The sequence below is a fragment of the Pseudomonas sp. 313 genome, assembly GCF_000316965.1.
In the GTDB taxonomy this organism is placed as follows: Bacteria; Pseudomonadota; Gammaproteobacteria; order Pseudomonadales; family Pseudomonadaceae; genus Chryseomonas; species Chryseomonas benzopyrenica.
In genome coordinates this window covers 1-17,304 of the sequence record NZ_ANBZ01000073.1, presented here as the reverse complement: position 1 = coordinate 17,304, position 17,304 = coordinate 1, and the positions used below count along the sequence as shown (strand labels likewise).

Below are 17,304 nucleotides of genomic sequence, written 5' to 3'. Positions count from 1 at the left end.
GCGCAGCAGAACGTGGATCACCTGATAGGTGGCCGGCAGGCCGGCGGGCTGGCGCAGGCTTTCATAGGCGCGGGTAAAGGCCGCCAGCCGCTGGCGCCCGGTGAGGCCCTGGGGACGACCCTGGTTGAGGTTGTGGGCACCGATGGCCTTGAGGTGCTGGGTCAGCGCACGCAGGTCAGGGAAGTGCAGTCGTTCGGGCTCGACGTCCAGCCCCAGCACCTGCAGGCCACTGGCTGCGGCGGCGTCGGCATAGGCCGCCTGGCGGCGGAAGCGATTGACGTGCACCTGGTCGTCCACCTGGGCCCAGCTCTGGCGCAATTCGTCGAGGGTGCCCTCGACCAGGCTGCTGAAGGCCAGTACACCGCCCGGGCGCAGGATGCGGCGCGCCTCGGCGAGCACGGCGGGCAGGTCCGGGCACCACTGCAGGGCCAGGCTGGACAGGACGAGGTCGCAGCAGGCGTCGCGCAGCGGCAGGCGTTCGGCGTCGGCGGTCAGGTAGTGGCGGGCGCCGGCGCCTTGCGTACGGGCGTGGCGAAGCATGCCGGGGGCCAGGTCGAGGGCCAGACCTTCCGCCTGTGGATGGCACCGGGCCAGGGCCCGGCTGCAATAGCCGGTGCCGCTGCCCAGGTCCAGCCAGCGTTGCGGGGCCTGGAGGGGCAGCCGACTGAGTAGGCGATCGGCGACCCGACGTTGCAGCAGGGCGGCGCCGTCGTACTGCGCGGCGGCGCGGGAAAAGGACAGCGCCACCTGGCGCTTGTCGGGCAATACGTCAGCCATCGCGTCCTGCATAGATGAATTCACGGATACGGGTGGCCACCTCGTCCGGGCGCTCCAGCGGCAGGCCATGGCTGGCATGTTCCAGCACCTCGACCTGGGCGGTGGGCAGCTCGTCGCTCAAGGCCTGGGCGGCGGTAGCCGGGACCAGGGCGTCATGGGCACCGAACAGGTGCAGCTGGGGACCGCTGAAGGCCTGCAGGGCGGCGCGGGTGTCCAGGCGTGCGAGCAGCTCCAGGCCGGCGATGACCGCCTCGGGATCGACCTCGGGCAGGGTCACCTGCAACTGGCGGGCGAGGGTGCGGCTGTCGCGCGCGCCCTGGGCCACCAGCAGGGTGAAGCGCTTGAGGGTCAGCTCGGCGTCCAGCGAGCAGGCCTCGAAGAAATCGGTGAAGACGCTGCGCGCCATGGCGGTCTGCCAGCCGGCGCGGGCGACGAAGCAGGGATTGCTTGCCAGGGTGATGAGACCGTGCACGCCCTCGGGGCGGCGCAGGGTGAATTCGCTGGCGAGCATGCCGCCCAGCGACCAGCCACCCAGCCAGACGCCTTCGGCGATGCGGGCTTCCAGGTCGGTGAACCAGTCCTGGGTGTCGGCCAAGGTTGGCAGCGGCTCGATCAGGACGTCGAGAAAGGGTTCCTGCTCGACGAGTTCGTCACGCAGGGGTTCCAGGGGAGCATCGCCCAGGCCCCAGCCGGGCAGCAAGATCAGGGTATCGCGCATGGGTCGGTCACTTATCCGCGTCGGGCGGTAATTCGGCCATGGCCTGGGCCAGAGCGTCGAGCAAGAGGTCCACGTGCGCTTCGCGATGGGCCGCCGTCAGGGTCACCCGCAGGCGGGCACTGCCGGCCGGTACGGTGGGCGGTCGGATGGCGGTGACCAGGATCCCGCGTCGGCGCAGGGCGGCGGAGAGTGCGAGGGCGCGCGCGCTGTCGCCGACCAGGATGGGCTGGATCGGCGTGGCGCTGAGCATAAGGTCCAGGCCGAGAGCCGTCGCGCCCCTGCGGAATCTCTGGATCAAAGTGTGCAGAAGCTCACGGCGCCAGCCCTCTTCGCGGACGAGCTGCAGGGCGGCCAGGGTGGCGCAGGCCACCGCCGGCGGCTGGCTGGTGGTGTAGATGTAGGGGCGGGCGAACTGGATCAGCGTCTCGATCAGCTCCTCGCTGCCGGCGACGAAGGCCCCGGCGGTGCCGCAGGCCTTGCCCAGGGTGCCGACCAGCACCGGGACCTGGGTCTGGTCCAGGCCGAAGTGCTCGACGATACCGCCGCCGGTGGCGCCCAGGGTGCCGATGCCGTGGGCGTCGTCCACCAGGGTCCAGGCGCCGTGACGCTGGGCGACCTGGCAGAGCTCGGGCAGGGCGGCCAGATCGCCGTCCATGCTGAAGACCCCGTCGGTGACCACCAGGGTGTCACCCGCGGCCTTGGCCAGGCGCGTGGCCAGGCTGGCGGGATCGTTGTGCAGATAGCGGCCGAAGCGCGCGCCGCTGAGCAGGCCGGCGTCGAGCAGGGAGGCGTGGTTGAGGCGGTCTTCCAGCACGGTGTCGCCACGACCGACCAGGGCGGTGACCGCCGCCAGGTTGGCCATGTAGCCGGTGGAGAACAGCAGGGCGCGCGGCCGACCGGTGAGTTCGGCCAGGGCCTCTTCCACCTGATGATGCGGGCCGCTGTGGCCGATCACCAGGTGCGAGGCGCCACCGCCCACCCCCCAGCGTTCGGCTCCGGCCCGCAGGGCGGCGATCACCTGGGGATGATTGGCCAGGCCCAGGTAGTCGTTGCTGCAGAAGGCCAGCAGCGACTCGCCATCCACCACCACCTCGGGACCCTGGGGCGCCTCCAGCAGCGGGCGGCGCCGATAGAGGTGCTCGGCGTGACGCTGGGCCAGGCGGGCGGCGAGATCGAAGGCCATGGGATGGGTATCTCAGTGGTCGTTAGAGCCCCTCAACCCAACCCTCTCCCGAGGGGGAGAGGGGGAAGAACGGGGCGTGAGGGTCAGGCGGTGGCGGCGTCGTAGAAGAGCTCGCTGTTGCGCTGTTCCACCAGGGCCTGCTCGATGGCGGCTTGGTGCACCTCGTCGGCATGCTCTTCGCGGGCTTCGGGCTGGATGCCGAGACGGGCAAACAGCTGCATGTCCTTGTCGGCCTGGGGGTTGCCGGTGGTCAGCAGTTTCTCGCCGTAGAAGATGGAGTTGGCGCCGGCCAGGAAGGCCAGGGACTGCATCTGCTCGTTCATCTGCTCACGACCGGCGGACAGGCGCACGTGGGACTTGGGCATGAGGATGCGTGCCACCGCCAGGGTGCGGATGAAGTCGAAGGGATCGACGTCCTTTTCCTCGGCCAGCGGGGTGCCCTGGACCTTGACCAGCATGTTGATCGGCACCGACTCGGGGTGCTCGGGCAGGTTGGCCAGCTGGATCAGCAGGCCGGCGCGGTCATCCACCGACTCGCCCATGCCGAGGATGCCGCCGGAGCAGATCTTCATCCCGGCTTCGCGGACATAGGCCAGGGTCTGCAGGCGCTCGCCGTAGGTGCGGGTGGTGATGATGTTGCCGTAGAACTCCGGCGAGGTATCCAGGTTGTGGTTGTAGTAGTCCAGGCCGGCGTCGGCCAGGGCGCGGGTCTGCTCCTGGTCCAGGCGGCCGAGGGTCATGCAGGTTTCCAGGCCCAGGGCCTTCACGCCCTGCACCATCTGCAGGACGTAGGGCATGTCCTTGGCGGAGGGGTGCTTCCAGGCGGCGCCCATGCAGAAACGGGTGGAGCCGATGGCCTTGGCCTCGGCGGCCGCCTCCAGCACCTTCTGCACCTCCATCAGCTTTTCCTTTTCCAGGCCGGTGTTGTAGTGGCCGGACTGGGGGCAGTACTTGCAGTCTTCCGGACAGGCGCCGGTCTTGATCGACAGCAGGGTGGAAACCTGCACGCGATTGGGATCGAAGTGCTGGCGGTGCACGCCCTGGGCCTGGAACAGCAGGTCGTTGAAAGGCTGCTGGAACAGGGCGCGGACTTCGGCAAGAGTCCAGTCGTGACGCAGGGCGGTAGCGCTCATGGGAGATCCTCAAGGCATTGGACGGCCAGTACTGGAGCGAGGCCGGTGAATGCGGTCGACCTTAGCTGAAGTGTTGGTCGACTACTGCTCACAAAATGACCAGTTGCCGGATTTTTTGCAGGGGGATTGACCGAGTCGTAGGTTGGGTTGAGCGCCAGCGAAGCCCAACAGGGCTGGCACCGTGCTGGTTGTTGGGCTTCGACGATGGAGCTGTCTCAGCCCAACCTACGGGCGTCCAGCCGTTGGCTCGCGTAGGTTGGGCTGAGCGGCAGCGAAGCCCAACGGGGTTGGCACGGTGCCTGTTGTTGGGCTTCGACGATGGAGCCGTCTCAGCCCAACCTACGGGCGTCCAGCCGCTGGCTCGCGTAGGTTGGGTTGAGCGCGAGCGAAGCCCGGTTGGTACGGTGCGGGTTGTTGGGCTTCGACGATGGAGCTGTCTCAGCCCAACCTACGATCCAACCCCCTCTCCCTCTGGGAGAGGGTTGGGGTGAGGGCGAAGCCTAGAGCATCCGCTCCAGCCCCACCGCCTTGACCACCCAGGCGTTGAAGCGGCGCCAGGCGCTGCCGGGTTCGTGGTGCAACACCCGGGGTTGGCCATTGCGCTCGCTGACCCACTGCAGATGCACCCGTCCCTGATCTTCGATGCGTTGCACCGCGTAGGACACGCTGGGGTCCATGCCCTGCAGCATCAGCTGGCGCAGACGACCGGTGAGGGCCGGGCTGTCCACCATTACCCCGACCTCGGTGTTCCACAGCACCGAGCGCGGATCGAAGTTGAAGGAGCCGATAAAGGACCAGCGCCCGTCGATGGCCATGGCCTTGCTGTGCAGGCTGGATTCGGATTCGCCGAAGCTGTAGGGCAGGGCGGAGCGTTTCTGGTCCGGGCGGGCACGCAGCTCGAAGAGTTTGATGCCCTGGGCCAGCAGGGCCGCGCGATAGGGCGCGTAGCCGGCATGCACGGCGGGCACGTCGGTGGCTTCCAGGGCGTTGGTCAGCACCCGGACATCGACCCCTCGGGCGGCCAGGCCGCCCAGGTAGGCGACCCCCTGATTCATGGGCACGAAGTAGGAGGAGACCAGCAGCAGCTCGTGCTGGGCGCCATCCAGGGTCGGTTGCAGCTGGCGGGTCAGCAGCAGCTGCCAGTCCGGCTCGTCGTCGGCCAGCACCTTGCGCGGTGCATCCCAGAACGCCTGGGCGTGAGCCCAGGTCAGCTCCTGCAGCCAGCCGTCGAGCTGGGGCGCGGTGGCATAGCGGCGCAGGCGGTTGTACAGCGCCAGGTCGCGGGTACGCTCGCTGTCGAGATAGTGGTGCAGCCGTGCGCGCAGGCGCACCAGGGCGGAGGTCGAAGGCGCGAACCAGCGCAGCCGTCGGGCCGGCTGGCTCAGGGGGCTGTTCCAGTACTGGTCGAAGCTGATGCCCAGTTGCCGCGCCACCGGGCCAGCGGCGAGCAGGTCGAGATCGGTGAAGTTCATCTCCGGGCGGGCATCGAAGTACTCGTCGCCCAGGTTGCGGCCGCCGACGATGGCCACGCTGTCGTCGGCCAGCCACAGCTTGTTGTGCATGCGTCGATGCTGGTGGTTGAGATCCACCAGCCGACCCAGGGCCCGGGTCGGACCGGTGCTACGGCCCAGGTGCAGCGGATTGAAGACACGGATCTGCACGTTGGGATGGGCGGCCAGCACGGCGATCTGGTAGTCGTTACCGTCGCTGCTGGTGTCATCGATGAGAAAGCGGATGCGCACGCCGCGATCCGCCGCCTTGAGCAGTTCGTTGACCAGCAGGCGCGTGGTCAGGCCGTCGTGGACGATGTAGTACTGGATGTCCAGGCTGCGCTGGGCCTTGCGGATCAACTCGGCGCGGGCGGTAAAGGCGTCGGTGCTGGTTTCCAGCAGGCGCAGCCCCGACAGACCCGGATGGGCGGCGCCGGCGGCGCGCACCTGGCTGTCCAGGGCGGTGCCGGCGACCGGCAGCACCTGGGAGGCGTGGCGCGGAATCGGCGTGGCGCAGCCGGCCAGCAGCGCCAGCAGCAGGGGGACGACCAGGCGGATCACAGGCTGTCCTTGAGGCGATACCAGAGCATGCCCAGGGCCAGCAGCGGTGACCTCAGGTGGCGACCGCCGGGAAAGCGCGCATGGGGCACCCGGGCGAAGAGGTCGAAACCGGCCGACTGGGCCAGGATGGCCTCGGCCAGCAGGTGACCGGCCAGGTGGGTGGCGTTGACCCCATGACCGGCATAGGCCTGGGCGTGGAAGACGTTGGGCTGCTCGCGCAGCCGACCGATCTGCGGCAGGCGATTGGCGCCGATGCCGATCATGCCGCCCCAGGCGTAGTCCACCCGCACGTCCGCGAGTTCGGGGAAGACCTCCAGCATCTTCGGCCTCATGTAGCCGGCGATGTCCTTGGGGTCGCGCCCGGAATAGTGGCAAGCGCCGCCGAACAGCAGGCGGCGGTCGGCGGACAGGCGGAAATAGTCCACCGCCACATTCTGGTCGCAGACCGCCCGGTTGCCCGGCAGCAGGCGCGCGGCACGCTCGGCGGACAGCGGTTCGGTGGCGATCACATAGCTGCCAGCCGGCAGCACCTGGGCGGCGAGATCGGGTTGCAGGTCGTCGATGTAGGCGTTGCAGCAGAGCACCAGGGTGTCGGCCGAGACCCGGCCGCGGGCGGTATGCACCCGCACCTTGGAGCCGTATTCCAGGCGGGTGACCTGGCTGTCTTCGTGCAACTGCACGCCCAGCGCCCGGGCCGCGGCGGCTTCGCCCAGGGCCAGGTTGAGCGGATGCAGGTGACCGGAGCCCTCGTCCACCAGGGCACCCTGGTAGCGATCGGAGCCGACCACCTCGGCCAGTTGCGCCTTGGGCACCAGTCGCAGCGGATGGGGATAGCCCAGGGCCTGGAGCGCGGCCTGTTCTTCCTGCAGGTGTTGCCAGTGACGTGGCTTGTTGGCCAGGTCGGCGAAGCCCCAGGTGAGATCGCAGTCGATGCCGTGGCGGGCGATACGCTGGCGGACCAGCTCCACCGCCTCGAAGCCCAGCCGCTTGAGCTCGCGCACCCCCTCGGCACCGATGACCGATTCGAACTGCTCGACGTCATGGCCGACGCCGCGGATCAATTGGCCACCGTTGCGTCCACTGGCCCCCCAGCCGATCCGCCGGGCCTCCAGCAGCACCACCCGCGCGCCGCGCTCGGCCAGTTCCAGGGCGGTATTGAGCCCGGAAAAGCCACCGCCAACCACGCAGACATCGGCCTGGACCTCGCCCTCCAGGGGCGGAAAGCTCAGTGTCTGGTTGGCGGTGGCGGCGTAGTAGGAGGGCGCGTGGGGCTGCATGGAGGATAGGCGGCTGATGGGAACAAGGGGACCATGCTAAGCCGTCGGGCGTTGTGCCACCAGGGTAAAGCTCATCGGCAACTGGGCGGCCTGGTCGCTGTAGCGGTCATAGTCGGCCTCGCGATTGGAGTGCGAATGCTCCTCCAGCCGTTGCAGGATCAGGCCGGCGTCCAGGCTGGCGGTGACGATGGCGCCCAGGGTGTGGATATGCCAGTAGCTCGTTGCGCCCTGCCCATGAGATTCGCCGTCATAGGCGATGAGCGCCTCGCTGACCAGGGGCTCACGGCGGAAGTAGCTGTAGTGGGGCAGCAGCGGCTGGTCCGCGTGGGGCTCGAACATTTCCAGGAACGGATGGGTCTCGTAGATCACCAGGCGCCCACCCGGGGCCAGCAGACCGGCCACCGCGGCGAAGAAGGCCGGCAGATCCGGCATCCAGTTCAGCACGCCGATGGTGATCAGCACCAGGTCATGCTGGCCGAGATCCTCGGGCAGCGCATAGATGTCGGCGGCTACCAACCGGGGCGTCAGGCCTGCCGCCGCGGCCAGTTGCTCGCCCTGAGCGAGAAAGGCGGGCGACTGGTCGATGCCCAGTGCGGGCCGGGCGCCGAGGGCAGCCAGGGAGAGCAGTTCGCGGGCGTTGTTGCAGCCGACCTGGGCGCAGCTCAGGCCGCGGATGTCCAGGTCGCTGAGGGTGGCGGTCAGGCAGGCATCGAGGACCGAAAAGCCCGGTTGCCGGGCCTGTTCCAGCAGGCGCTGCCAGTCCTCACCCTGGGCATGGAGCGGCGCCGACACCTCCCAGGCCTGACTATTGGCGGCGGTGATGAGCTGACGCTGGCGTGGGTCCATGGGCGGCCTCCTTGGCCATCAGGCGAAAGACCGCAGCCTAGACGCCCAGCGCCGGGATCGCCAGCCGTTAGTCCGGCACCGGCAGGCTCAGGGTCTCCTTGATCTCTTCCATCACGATGTAGCTCTTGGATTCGCGCACGTGGGGCAGCTTGAGCAGGATGTCGCCCAGTAGCTTGCGATAGGAGGCCATCTCGGAGATGCGCGCCTTGACCAGGTAGTCGAATTCGCCGGAGACCAGGTGGCATTCCAGCACCTGGGGCAGCTTGAGCACGGCGCGGCGGAATTCCTCGAAGGTATCGCCGGACTTGTAGTCCAGGCTCAGTTCGACGAACACCAGCAGACCGGCCTTGAGATGCTGCGGATTGAGGCGGGCGTTGTAGCCCTGGATGATGCCTTCGCGCTCCAGGCGGCGGACGCGCTCGGTGCAGGGCGTGGTGGACAGGCCCACGCGCTCGCCCAGTTCGGTGAAGGAGATGCGGCCATCGTCCTGGAGGATGCGCAGGATGTTGCGGTCGATCTTGTCCAGCTCGCGTCTGGCCTGGTGATGGGTACGCATCGCGGAGGTCTCTGCCAAAGGGGTCTTTACCGGAAAATTACTCCGAATATAGGCAATTCTTCAGTGATTAGCACTGCGTGCGGCTTTCTATACTTGCCGTATCTGCCTTCATTCCGACGAAAGCCGGCGAAATCCTCTCACCGGCCAGGAGCTAGCGATGCGTGTACTGGTTTTGGGTAGCGGCGTCATCGGCACGACCAGCGCCTACTATCTGGCCCGTCAGGGTTTCGAGGTGGTCGTGGTCGATCGCCAGGCCGGTCCCGCCCTGGAGACCAGCCATGCCAACGCCGGTCAGGTCTCCCCTGGCTATGCCTCGCCCTGGGCTGCGCCCGGCGTGCCGCTCAAGGCATTGAAGTGGCTGTTCCAGAAGCACGCGCCCCTGGCTATCCGTCTGACCGGCGACAGCAGCCAATACCTGTGGATGGCGCAGATGCTGCGCAACTGCACGGCTGCGCGCTATGCGGTGAACAAGGAACGCATGGTGCGGCTGTCCGAATACAGCCGCGACTGCCTGGACGAGCTGCGCCAGGACACCGGCATCGCCTACGAAGGCCGCCAGCTGGGTACCACCCAGATCTTCCGCACTCAGCAGCAGGTGGAGGCCGCGGCCAAGGACATCGCCGTCCTGGAGCGTTCCGGCGTGCCCTTCGAACTGCTCGACCGCGACGGTGTGGCCCGGGTCGAACCGGCGTTGGCGGCGGTCAAGCACAAGCTGGCCGGCGGCCTGCGCCTGCCCAACGACCAGACCGGTGACTGCTTCCTGTTCACCAATCGCCTGGCCGAGGAAGCCCGCCGCCTGGGCGTGGAATTCCGTTTCGGCGCCGAGATCCAGCAACTCAGCGCCAGTGGCGACCGTATCGATGGCGTCAAGGTCGATGGCGAACTGCTTACCGCCGATCACTATGTGCTGGCCCTGGGCAGCTATTCGCCGCAACTGCTGGCGCCCCTGGGTATTCGCGCGCCGGTCTATCCGCTCAAGGGCTATTCGTTGACGGTGCCCATCGTCGATGCCGCCATGGCACCGACCTCGACCATCCTCGACGAGACCTACAAGGTCGCCATCACCCGCTTCGATGATCGTATTCGCGTCGGCGGCATGGCCGAGATCTGCGGCTTCGACCTGAGCCTGGATCCGCGGCGCCGTGCGACCCTGGAAATGATCACCGGGGACCTCTATCCTCGCGGTGGCGACCTCGCCCGGGCCAGCTTCTGGACCGGCCTGCGACCCGCCACCCCGGACGGGACCCCCATCGTCGGCGCCACCCGCTATCGCAACCTGTTCCTCAACACCGGGCACGGGACGCTGGGCTGGACCATGGCCTGCGGCTCCGGTCGTCTGCTGGCCGACCTGATCGCGCGCAAGCAGCCGCAGATCAGCGCCGAGGGTCTCGACATCTCCCGTTATTCCGCCACCCAGGAGTCCCCGCGCAATGCCCGTACAGCGTCTGCACACTGATCGCCGCCTGAGCGAAATCAATATCCATAACGGCACCGTCTACCTGGCCGGTCAACTGGCCGACGACTTTTCCGGCGATATCTACCAGCAGACCCGCGAGACCCTGGCCAATGTCGACAAATTCCTCGCCGAGGTCGGCAGCGACAAGGAACACATCCTGGTGGTGACCATCTTCCTGCGCGACATCGCCCTGCATTTCGAGGGCATGAATCGCGCCTGGGACGAATGGGCCGCCCAGGGCGCCACCCCGGGTCGCACCACCGTCGAAGCCAAGCTGGCCAAGCCGGACATCCTGGTGGAGATGAACGTCATCGCCGCCGTCAAGGCGTAAGACCGCTATTCCCCCTCTCCCTCTGGGAGAGGGCCGGGGTGAGGGTGTTTCACGCCCCCAAACTTTCCCTTTCTCTGCCGAGACCTCCCATGCGTCCCGCCCGCGCCGTCATCGACCTTGCCGCCCTGCGCCAGAACTATCGCCTGGCCCGTGAACTCTCCGATGCCCGTGCCCTGGCGGTGATCAAGGCCGATGCCTATGGGCACGGCGCGGTGGCAGTGGCCAAGGCCCTGGCCAGCGAGGCTGACGGCTTCGCCGTGGCTTGCATCGAGGAGGCGCTGGAGCTGCGCGCCGCAGGGATCCGCGCGCCCATCCTGCTGCTGGAAGGCTTCTTCGGCATCGACGAATTGCCGCTGATCGCCGAGCACGATCTCTGGACGGTGATCCACGCCGATTGGCAACTGGAGGCGCTGGAGCGGACCGCCCTGGCGCGCCCGCTGCAGGTCTGGCTGAAGCTGGATTCGGGCATGCACCGGGTCGGCTTCTTTCCCCAGGACTACGCTGCCGCCTACCGGCGACTGCTGGCCAGCGGCAAGGTCAGCGGCATCGTCAAGCTCACCCACTTCGCCCGTGCCGACGAACCGGACAGCCCCGCCACCAGCGCGCAGATCGCCACCTTCCGCGCGGCCACCGAGGGCCTGCCGGGCCCCACCAGCCTGCGCAATTCCCCCGCTACCCTGGGCTGGCCCCAGGCGGCTGGCGACTGGGTGCGGCCGGGGCTGATGCTCTATGGCGTGACGCCCTTCGCCACGCCCCAGGCCGCCGCCGAGCGGCTGCAACCGGTGATGACCCTGACCTCCCGGGTGATCGCCGTGCGCGAATTGCCGGCCGGCGAACCGGTGGGTTATGGCGCGCGCTTCGTCACCGCCGGGCCGACCCGGGTCGGGGTGGTTGCCTTGGGCTATGCCGACGGCTATCCGCGCCATGCGCCCAATGGCACCCCGGTGGCCATCGAAGGGCGTCCCGGCCAGCTGATCGGCCGGGTATCCATGGACATGCTCACCGTCGACCTCACCGATCATCCCCAGGCCGGGGTGGGTAGCGAGGTGGAATTCTGGGGCCGCCAGGTGTCGGTGGCGGACCTGGCCGAGCGCTGCGACACCATCCCCTACCAGTTGCTGTGCAACCTCAAGCGGGTACCGCGCAGCTATCGCGACTAGCCCCTGGGCGGTCTTTGGCCGCTATCCAGGCCAGGTGAGGGCGGCAAGGCCGCACGTCCGCCCTGGTGTTGTAAATCTCGAACAGCGTTGCCATGATGCCGAACACCGTGCCGCGGCACGCCTATCGCGCGTGGCCTGGCCACGTCTCACCCGCCTGCTCGAGGAGTCTTCTCCACCTTGGACGTCGGTGCCCGCCTGCAAACCATCCGTACCCTCAAGGGCCTGTCCCAGCGCGAGCTCGCCAAGCGTGCCGGGGTGACCAACAGCACCATCTCGATGATCGAGAAGAACAGCGTCAGCCCCTCCATCAGCTCGCTGAAAAAGGTGCTGGCCGGCATACCCATGTCTCTGGTGGAATTCTTTTCCCTGGACCTGGAACAGGACGCGCCGACCCAGGTGGTCTATCGCGCGGGCGAACTCATCGACATCTCCAGCGGCGCCCACACCGTGCGCATGCGCCTGGTCGGCCGCGCCCATCCCAGTCGCGCCCTGGCCTTTCTCGACGAGACCTATCCGCCCGGCGCCGACACTGGCGAAGAGATGTACGCCCATGAGGGCGAGGAGGCCGGCCTGGTGGTGGAAGGCCGCCTGGAGCTGACCGTGGGCGGCGAGGTGCACATCCTCGAACCGGGCGACAGCTACTACTTCGAAAGTAGCCGCCCGCATCGCTTCCGCAATCCCTTCGAAGCCCCCGCCCGGCTGATCAGTGCGACCACGCCGGCGAATTTCTAAGCACTTGCGTTATGGCGGTCGTAGGTGGAAAACGGCGCAGCCTTTTCCACCTGAAGGCCGGTGTCCGGGGCGGCCCTCACCCCAACCCTCTCTCCGCGGGAGAGGGGGCTGTCCGAGTGGGCGCTCGAGACCGTAGGTTGGGCTGAGACAGCTCTATCGTCGAAGCCCAACATTGCCGCCACGTTGAGGCAAGGCCTATTGGGCTGCGCGGCGCTCGACCCAAGCTACGGGGCGATTCCCCACAACTCCCCTTCATCGATCCCCAACGCCGCCAGCTCCGTCCGGCGCAGCGGTTCGTCCTGAGCGAGAAAGAATTCGTCCAGTTGCGGCGGGGCGACGCCGCTGGCCAGGAGCAGGGCGTGGGCCTGGCCGCGGTGGTGCAGCTGGTGCACGAAGAGATGCTGCAGGGTGCGCAGTCGCTGTTCCCGTACCGGGCCGCTGGCGCGGGGCAGGGTGATGAGTCCGGTCAGCTGCTGGGGAGCGAGGCCGCGACACAGGGCGATCAGGCGCTGGTCGCTGGCGATCTGGGCCGCACGCAGCGTCGCCAGGTCAGGCCAGTCCGTGTCCTGGTAAGGCCGGGGCTGGTCATGTAGCGCATCGAGATAGAAGAGATCCACGTCCAGCAGATGGCCGAGCAGGGCCCAGAGCGAACCAAAGAAGGCGGCGGGTTGGGCTGCGTGCAGGGCAGCGGCCGGCAATGTGGTGCAGGCGACCAGCAGGCGGTGGTTCGACCAGCGATTGTTGCAGGCCTGGGCCAGCAGCAGGTTGGCGGTCATGGGCAGGTCCTCGACAAGGCGCGCGGACACCTACTGTAACGCGCCTGGTTGTGCGGGGGGTCGCAGCCTGGAGTCATCCATGATTGAGGCACTGGCGGCGCTTTGCCATGCTCCGCCGCTCTGCTGCCCACCTGCAAGGATGCGTCTGATGCCTCGAATGTCGCCCTGGTTCGGCCTGGTCGCTGCCCTGTGCCTGGGTGGCACGGTCCGGGCCGCCGAGCCTGTCACTCTGCCCGAATTGCCCTACATCCCCCTGGGGGTGGTCGGTCACGACAACAACGCCGCCTATCCCGATGCGCAGATGGAAAAGCGCCTGCAGCTGCTCGACCGCTACAACCTGCGCAGCTACCGCTCCGGCGAATTCCTGCTGCTGGATCTGCCGCGCCTGGATCGCCTGGTGGCCCTGGCCCGCCAGTACCACATCACCCTGAGGCCGGTGATTACCCAGCAACTGACCCAGGCCCAGGCCTATGCCCTGGCCAAGCGCTATGCCAACGACATCAAGATCTGGGAAATCGGCAATGAGCAGGATCACTCGCGGATCGGCGCCAGCATCCGCATCAGTCGGCTGGTGGATATCTATCGGGGCATCCGGCGCGCCTCCGACGAGCTGAACGCCGATCTCAAGACCACCATCAACGTGATGTCCTGCAATTCCTACGACACCGGGCCCAAGGCGCGCTGCCCGGGCGATCGCCTGGGCTCCATGTGGTTTCTCGATCAGGCCAAGGCCGCCGGTTTCGATTTCGACTACATCAGCTTCCACTACTACCCGCATTACCACGACCGCGGTCACTGGATGGATCTCTACCTGGGGCAGATGCGCGCCATGGCGGCCAAGTACCGGACGCAGATCTTCTACAACGAGGTCAATTGCGCGGAGATCTACAAGGGCACCACCGACGGCGGCCGGCCGGGCGATCGCAGCTGTTATGACAGCCTCGAGTACATCCTCTCCGAGCTCAATGGGCGCTATCGCGACATCGTCCGCGAGATCAACGTCTATGAACTGCTCGACGAGCCGACCCATCCGGTTGCCCATGAGCGTCACTTCGGGCTGATGTACGACCTGGATCGGCCCAAACCGGTCATGGAACTGGTCCGCCGCTATGCCGGAGCGCCTTGAGCCGCCAGAAAGCAGACAAGTCTGACTTTTGCCTGGGGATCGGCTCTTTGCGTGACCAGGTAGTCAGCGACGAGTGGTAGCGAAAGTGCCATCATCGGCACCGTACATCTGGCAAAACACCGCGTTCACCCCTGCTTCGTGATGGCACGGGTTCTTCTTGGTCTAGCGCTTGCACTAGGCTTCGCAGGTGCTGAGGAAACGATCTTCCCCGGCAGTTTTCCTGCTGTACCGAGGTGGGATGCACGGATCGAATCGCGCACCTCGGCCTATCTGGTTCCTTCTTGATGACAATCCTTAGCTCCATCTCCCGCCGCCTGCCGCGTCAGGCGCTGCTCTTGCCTGCCCTGTTCGCCACCGCTTCGCTTGCCACCTCCGCCCAGGCCGTTGACCTGGTCGGTCTCAACTTCTCCGGCGCCACCTTCGCCGCCCAGGTACTGCCCGGTGTCAACGACCGCAACTTCATCTTTCCGGCCGAGAGCCATTTCCAGCAGTGGAGCGCCAAGGGCGTGAAGCTGGTGCGCTTCCCCATTCTCTGGGAGCGCCTGCAACCGTCCATGGGGGTCAATCTCGATCCCACCTACGCCGGCCTGGTCGATCGCACCCTGGGCTACGCCCAGAAGTACGGCGTCAAGGTCATCCTCGATCTGCACAACTACGCCCGCTATCAGGGCAAGGTCATCGGCGCGGGCGAAGTCCCCTACGAGGCCTTCCAGAATCTCATGACCCGTATCGCCCAGCGCTGGGGCACCCATGCGGCGCTCTATGGCTACGACATCATGAACGAGCCCCACGACGCCGTGAGCAACTGGCCGATCGCCGCCCAGTACGGCATCGATGGCGTGCGCGCGGTCGACTCGACCCATCCGATCTTCATCGAGGGCAACGGCTGGGCCGACACCACCCGTTGGCCGCAGTGGAACGACGCCCTGCTCAAGCTCAACGATCCGGCCAACAACCTGATCTTCATGGCCCAGGCCTTCTTCGACGGCAGCCTGAACGTGGCGACCCTCTCGCCCAGCTATGGCGTCGAGCGGCTGAAGCCCTTCGTCGCCTGGCTCAAGGCCAACAACAAGCGCGGCTTCATCGGCGGCTTCGGCGTACCTGACACGGATGCGCGCTGGTTGCCCATTCTCGACGGCATGCTGGCCTATCTGAAGCAGAACTGCATTCCGGCCACCTACTGGGCCGCCGGGCCGGGCTGGGGTACCTACAATCAGGCGGTCGAGCCGATCAATGGCAAGGAGCGTCCGCAGTGGGCGGTGCTGGCCAAGTACCTGGACAAGGACAGCTGCGCCGCCATCGGCCCGCAGGTAGCACCGACCGCCGCCACACCACCCAAGACCGGGACCGCCACCAGCGGTGCGACCGCGGGCACCACCGGCGGTACCGGCGCCACGGGCACCACTGGCACCACCACTGGCACCACCACCGGCGTCGCGCCGACCACGGGTACCGGCACCACGGGGACCGCCACAGGTAGCACCGCCACGGCAGGGGCGACCACCGGCGCCGTCACGGGCACCGCAGGCAATGCCGCCAATGCCACCAAGCTGACCACCGTCGAGCAGCTCTACCTGGCCTACTATGGCCGGGCGGCCGATGCCGGTGGCCTCAACTACTGGGCCTCGCGACTGGCCAGCGACCTGAGCGTCGAGCAACTGGCGGCCACCTTTGCCGCCAATGGCGAGTCGACCACGCTTTACGGATCCCTGAGCGGCGCCGCCCTGGTCAACAAGGTCTATCAGACCCTCTATGGCCGGAGCGCCGACAGCAGTGGCAGCGCCTATTGGAGCAGCCGGCTGGCCAATGGCGTCACCTCCCGGGCCAACCTGCCGCTGGAAGTCCTGCGCGCCGCTGCCGGCGACGACAAGGCCGCCTTCGACAAGAAGGTGAGCGCGGCGCTGGCCCAGGGCACCACCACGACCACGCCGACCCCTGCGGCCAGCGTGCAACCGGTGCAGAACGTGGTCCAGCCAGTCACCGGCGGGGCGGTCGCCTCGGCCCCGCTGAGCGGCTACAAAAACATCCCCCTGGGGGTGGTCGGCCACGACAACAGCGCTGCCTATCCGCCGGCCGAGATGGAAGCCCGGTTGCAGGTCCTGGCGGCGCGCAACCTGCGTACCTATCGCTCCGGCGAGTACCTGGTGATGAACCTGCCCGAGCTGGATCGTCTGGTCGCCCTGGCCCGCAAGTACAACATCACCCTGCGGCCGGTCATCACCCACAAGCTGACCCAGGCGCAGGCCTATGCCCTGGCCAAACGCTACGCCAACGACATCAAGATCTGGGAGGTCGGCAACGAGCAGGACTATTCCAAAGCGGGTGCCCAGGAGCGCATCAATACCCTGGTCGGCATCTACCGCGGGATCAAGCAGGCTTCGGATGAGCTGGGCGCCAACCTCAAGACCACCATCAACGTGATGGCGTGCAACTCGGACGACCGCACCGCCACCGCCCGTTGCCCGGGTGATCGCAACGGTGCCATGTGGTTCCTCGACCAGGCCCGGGCGTCAGGCTTCAACTTCGACTACATCAGCTTCCACTACTACCCGTACTTCGACGACAAGGGCTACTGGATGGACATGTACCTGGGGCAGATGCGCGCCATGGCCACCAAGTACAGGACCAAGGTGTTCTTCAACGAGATGAACTGCGGCAACGTCTACCAGGGCAACACCGATGGCGGCCGTGACGGCGATCGGGCCTGCTACGACAGCGTCAAGCAGATGCTCACGGTGCTCAACACCAGCTACAAGGACGTGGTGGCCGAGATCAACGTCTACGAATTGCTCGATGAGCCGAGTCTCTCGGTGATCCACGAGCGCCACTTCGGGATGATGTACGACCTCAAGCGACCCAAGCCGATCTTCGACATGGTGACCAACTTCGCCAAGTAAGCGCCCGGCGCGGCCATAGCACCGCCCCCGTTGCCTGACCGGCAGCGGGGGCGGTGTCGTTCTGGGGGTAGGGATCTAGGCTGGGCGGGCCCCCACGCCGCTCTTCCCCCTCTCCCAGGGGGAGAGGGGGAAGAGCGGCGTGGGGGAGGTGCGAGGGTGTCAGGCAGGTGCGGTGCCGGCCCTCATCTCGGGGGAGAAGGGGAAGAGCGGTGTGGGTGCAGGGGGGCTGTTTGCTCCCCTCTCCCTCGGGGAGAGGGGCTGGGGGTGAGGGTGTCAGCCCGGCGC

Annotated in this window: 15 protein-coding genes; 6 read left to right on the top strand and 9 right to left on the bottom strand. The window is 67.2% G+C overall.

Going from position 1 to position 17,304, the window contains the following annotated elements; all coding sequences use genetic code 11:
* From bioC to C722_RS0117230, 8 genes are all read right to left on the bottom strand, one after another.
* On the bottom strand, nt 1-789 hold a 789-nt coding region (gene bioC, locus C722_RS0117265), incomplete at its 3' end, for a malonyl-ACP O-methyltransferase BioC (RefSeq protein ID WP_026083915.1).
* Complete coding sequence (locus C722_RS0117260; RefSeq protein ID WP_017641715.1) at nt 770-1,495, bottom strand: alpha/beta fold hydrolase; 726 nt, start codon at nt 1,493-1,495, stop codon at nt 770-772. The genes bioC and C722_RS0117260, both read right to left, overlap by 20 nt.
* 7 nt (nt 1,496-1,502) lie before the next feature.
* Complete coding sequence (gene bioF / locus C722_RS0117255; protein ID WP_017641714.1) at nt 1,503-2,678, bottom strand: 8-amino-7-oxononanoate synthase; 1,176 nt, start codon at nt 2,676-2,678, stop codon at nt 1,503-1,505.
* Nucleotides 2,679-2,761: 83 nt separating this feature from the next.
* Nucleotides 2,762-3,811 (bottom strand): biotin synthase BioB, encoded by a 1,050-nt coding sequence (gene bioB / locus C722_RS0117250; RefSeq protein ID WP_007159868.1) that lies wholly within the window; start codon nt 3,809-3,811, stop codon nt 2,762-2,764.
* Nucleotides 3,812-4,311: 500 nt separating this feature from the next.
* Complete coding sequence (locus C722_RS0117245; protein WP_017641713.1) at nt 4,312-5,862, bottom strand: phospholipase D family protein; 1,551 nt, start codon at nt 5,860-5,862, stop codon at nt 4,312-4,314.
* Nucleotides 5,859-7,139: an FAD-binding oxidoreductase gene (locus C722_RS0117240; protein ID WP_017641712.1), complete on the bottom strand. Its 1,281-nt coding sequence runs from the start codon at nt 7,137-7,139 to the stop codon at nt 5,859-5,861. Before C722_RS0117240 ends, C722_RS0117245 begins: the two co-directional genes overlap by 4 nt.
* Nucleotides 7,140-7,175: 36 nt before the next feature.
* Nucleotides 7,176-7,985 carry a bifunctional 2-polyprenyl-6-hydroxyphenol methylase/3-demethylubiquinol 3-O-methyltransferase UbiG gene (locus C722_RS0117235; RefSeq protein ID WP_017641711.1) on the bottom strand — a complete coding sequence of 270 codons (810 nt, stop codon included), beginning with the start codon at nt 7,983-7,985 and terminating at the stop codon, nt 7,176-7,178.
* Nucleotides 7,986-8,052: 67 nt separating this feature from the next.
* Entirely contained in the window at nt 8,053-8,541 is a 489-nt protein-coding gene (locus C722_RS0117230) for an Lrp/AsnC ligand binding domain-containing protein (protein ID WP_007159864.1), read from the bottom strand.
* A gap of 157 nt (nt 8,542-8,698) precedes the next feature.
* On the opposite strand from C722_RS0117230, the gene dadA reads away from it, so the two are divergent.
* From dadA to C722_RS0117210, 4 genes are all read left to right on the top strand, one after another.
* Nucleotides 8,699-9,997 carry a D-amino acid dehydrogenase gene (gene dadA / locus C722_RS0117225; protein WP_017641710.1) on the top strand — a complete coding sequence of 433 codons (1,299 nt, stop codon included), beginning with the start codon at nt 8,699-8,701 and terminating at the stop codon, nt 9,995-9,997.
* Nucleotides 9,972-10,328: a RidA family protein gene (locus C722_RS0117220; protein ID WP_017641709.1), complete on the top strand. Its 357-nt coding sequence runs from the start codon at nt 9,972-9,974 to the stop codon at nt 10,326-10,328. Before dadA ends, C722_RS0117220 begins: the two co-directional genes overlap by 26 nt.
* Before the next feature lie 89 nt (nt 10,329-10,417).
* On the top strand, nt 10,418-11,488 hold the full coding sequence (gene alr / locus C722_RS0117215) for an alanine racemase (protein WP_017641708.1): 1,071 nt from the start codon (nt 10,418-10,420) through the stop codon (nt 11,486-11,488).
* Nucleotides 11,489-11,665: 177 nt separating this feature from the next.
* Nucleotides 11,666-12,220: a cupin domain-containing protein gene (locus C722_RS0117210; protein WP_017641707.1), complete on the top strand. Its 555-nt coding sequence runs from the start codon at nt 11,666-11,668 to the stop codon at nt 12,218-12,220.
* 224 nt (nt 12,221-12,444) lie between these two features.
* On the opposite strand, the gene C722_RS0117205 is transcribed toward C722_RS0117210, so the two are convergent.
* On the bottom strand, nt 12,445-12,996 hold the full coding sequence (locus C722_RS0117205) for a DinB family protein (RefSeq protein ID WP_017641706.1): 552 nt from the start codon (nt 12,994-12,996) through the stop codon (nt 12,445-12,447).
* A 148-nt stretch (nt 12,997-13,144) separates the two neighbouring features.
* Here C722_RS0117205 and C722_RS0117200 point away from each other — a divergent pair, with 148 nt between their 5' ends.
* Together C722_RS0117200 and C722_RS0117195 are read left to right on the top strand one after the other, a co-directional pair.
* On the top strand, nt 13,145-14,122 hold the full coding sequence (locus C722_RS0117200) for a glycosyl hydrolase 53 family protein (protein ID WP_231357184.1): 978 nt from the start codon (nt 13,145-13,147) through the stop codon (nt 14,120-14,122).
* A gap of 284 nt (nt 14,123-14,406) precedes the next feature.
* Nucleotides 14,407-17,019, top strand: coding sequence for a cellulase family glycosylhydrolase (locus C722_RS0117195; RefSeq protein WP_017641704.1), 2,613 nt, complete (start codon nt 14,407-14,409; stop codon nt 17,017-17,019).
* Nucleotides 17,020-17,304: the final 285 nt, after the last annotated feature.

Excerpts from the sequence above, each read along its gene's own strand:
- C722_RS0117260 (WP_017641715.1), bottom strand. The coding sequence starts at position 1,495 with ATGCGCGATACCCTGATCTTGCTGCCCGGCTGGGGCCTGGGCGATGCT.
- bioF (WP_017641714.1), bottom strand. The coding sequence starts at position 2,678 with ATGGCCTTCGATCTCGCCGCCCGCCTGGCCCAGCGTCACGCCGAGCAC.
- bioB (WP_007159868.1), bottom strand. The coding sequence starts at position 3,811 with ATGAGCGCTACCGCCCTGCGTCACGACTGGACTCTTGCCGAAGTCCGC.
- C722_RS0117240 (WP_017641712.1), bottom strand. The coding sequence starts at position 7,139 with ATGCAGCCCCACGCGCCCTCCTACTACGCCGCCACCGCCAACCAGACA.
- C722_RS0117235 (WP_017641711.1), bottom strand. The coding sequence starts at position 7,985 with ATGGACCCACGCCAGCGTCAGCTCATCACCGCCGCCAATAGTCAGGCC.
- C722_RS0117230 (WP_007159864.1), bottom strand. The coding sequence starts at position 8,541 with ATGCGTACCCATCACCAGGCCAGACGCGAGCTGGACAAGATCGACCGC.
- dadA (WP_017641710.1), top strand. The coding sequence starts at position 8,699 with ATGCGTGTACTGGTTTTGGGTAGCGGCGTCATCGGCACGACCAGCGCC.
- C722_RS0117220 (WP_017641709.1), top strand. The coding sequence starts at position 9,972 with ATGCCCGTACAGCGTCTGCACACTGATCGCCGCCTGAGCGAAATCAAT.
- alr (WP_017641708.1), top strand. The coding sequence starts at position 10,418 with ATGCGTCCCGCCCGCGCCGTCATCGACCTTGCCGCCCTGCGCCAGAAC.
- C722_RS0117205 (WP_017641706.1), bottom strand. The coding sequence starts at position 12,996 with ATGACCGCCAACCTGCTGCTGGCCCAGGCCTGCAACAATCGCTGGTCG.
- C722_RS0117200 (WP_231357184.1), top strand. The coding sequence starts at position 13,145 with ATGCCTCGAATGTCGCCCTGGTTCGGCCTGGTCGCTGCCCTGTGCCTG.
- C722_RS0117195 (WP_017641704.1), top strand. The coding sequence starts at position 14,407 with ATGACAATCCTTAGCTCCATCTCCCGCCGCCTGCCGCGTCAGGCGCTG.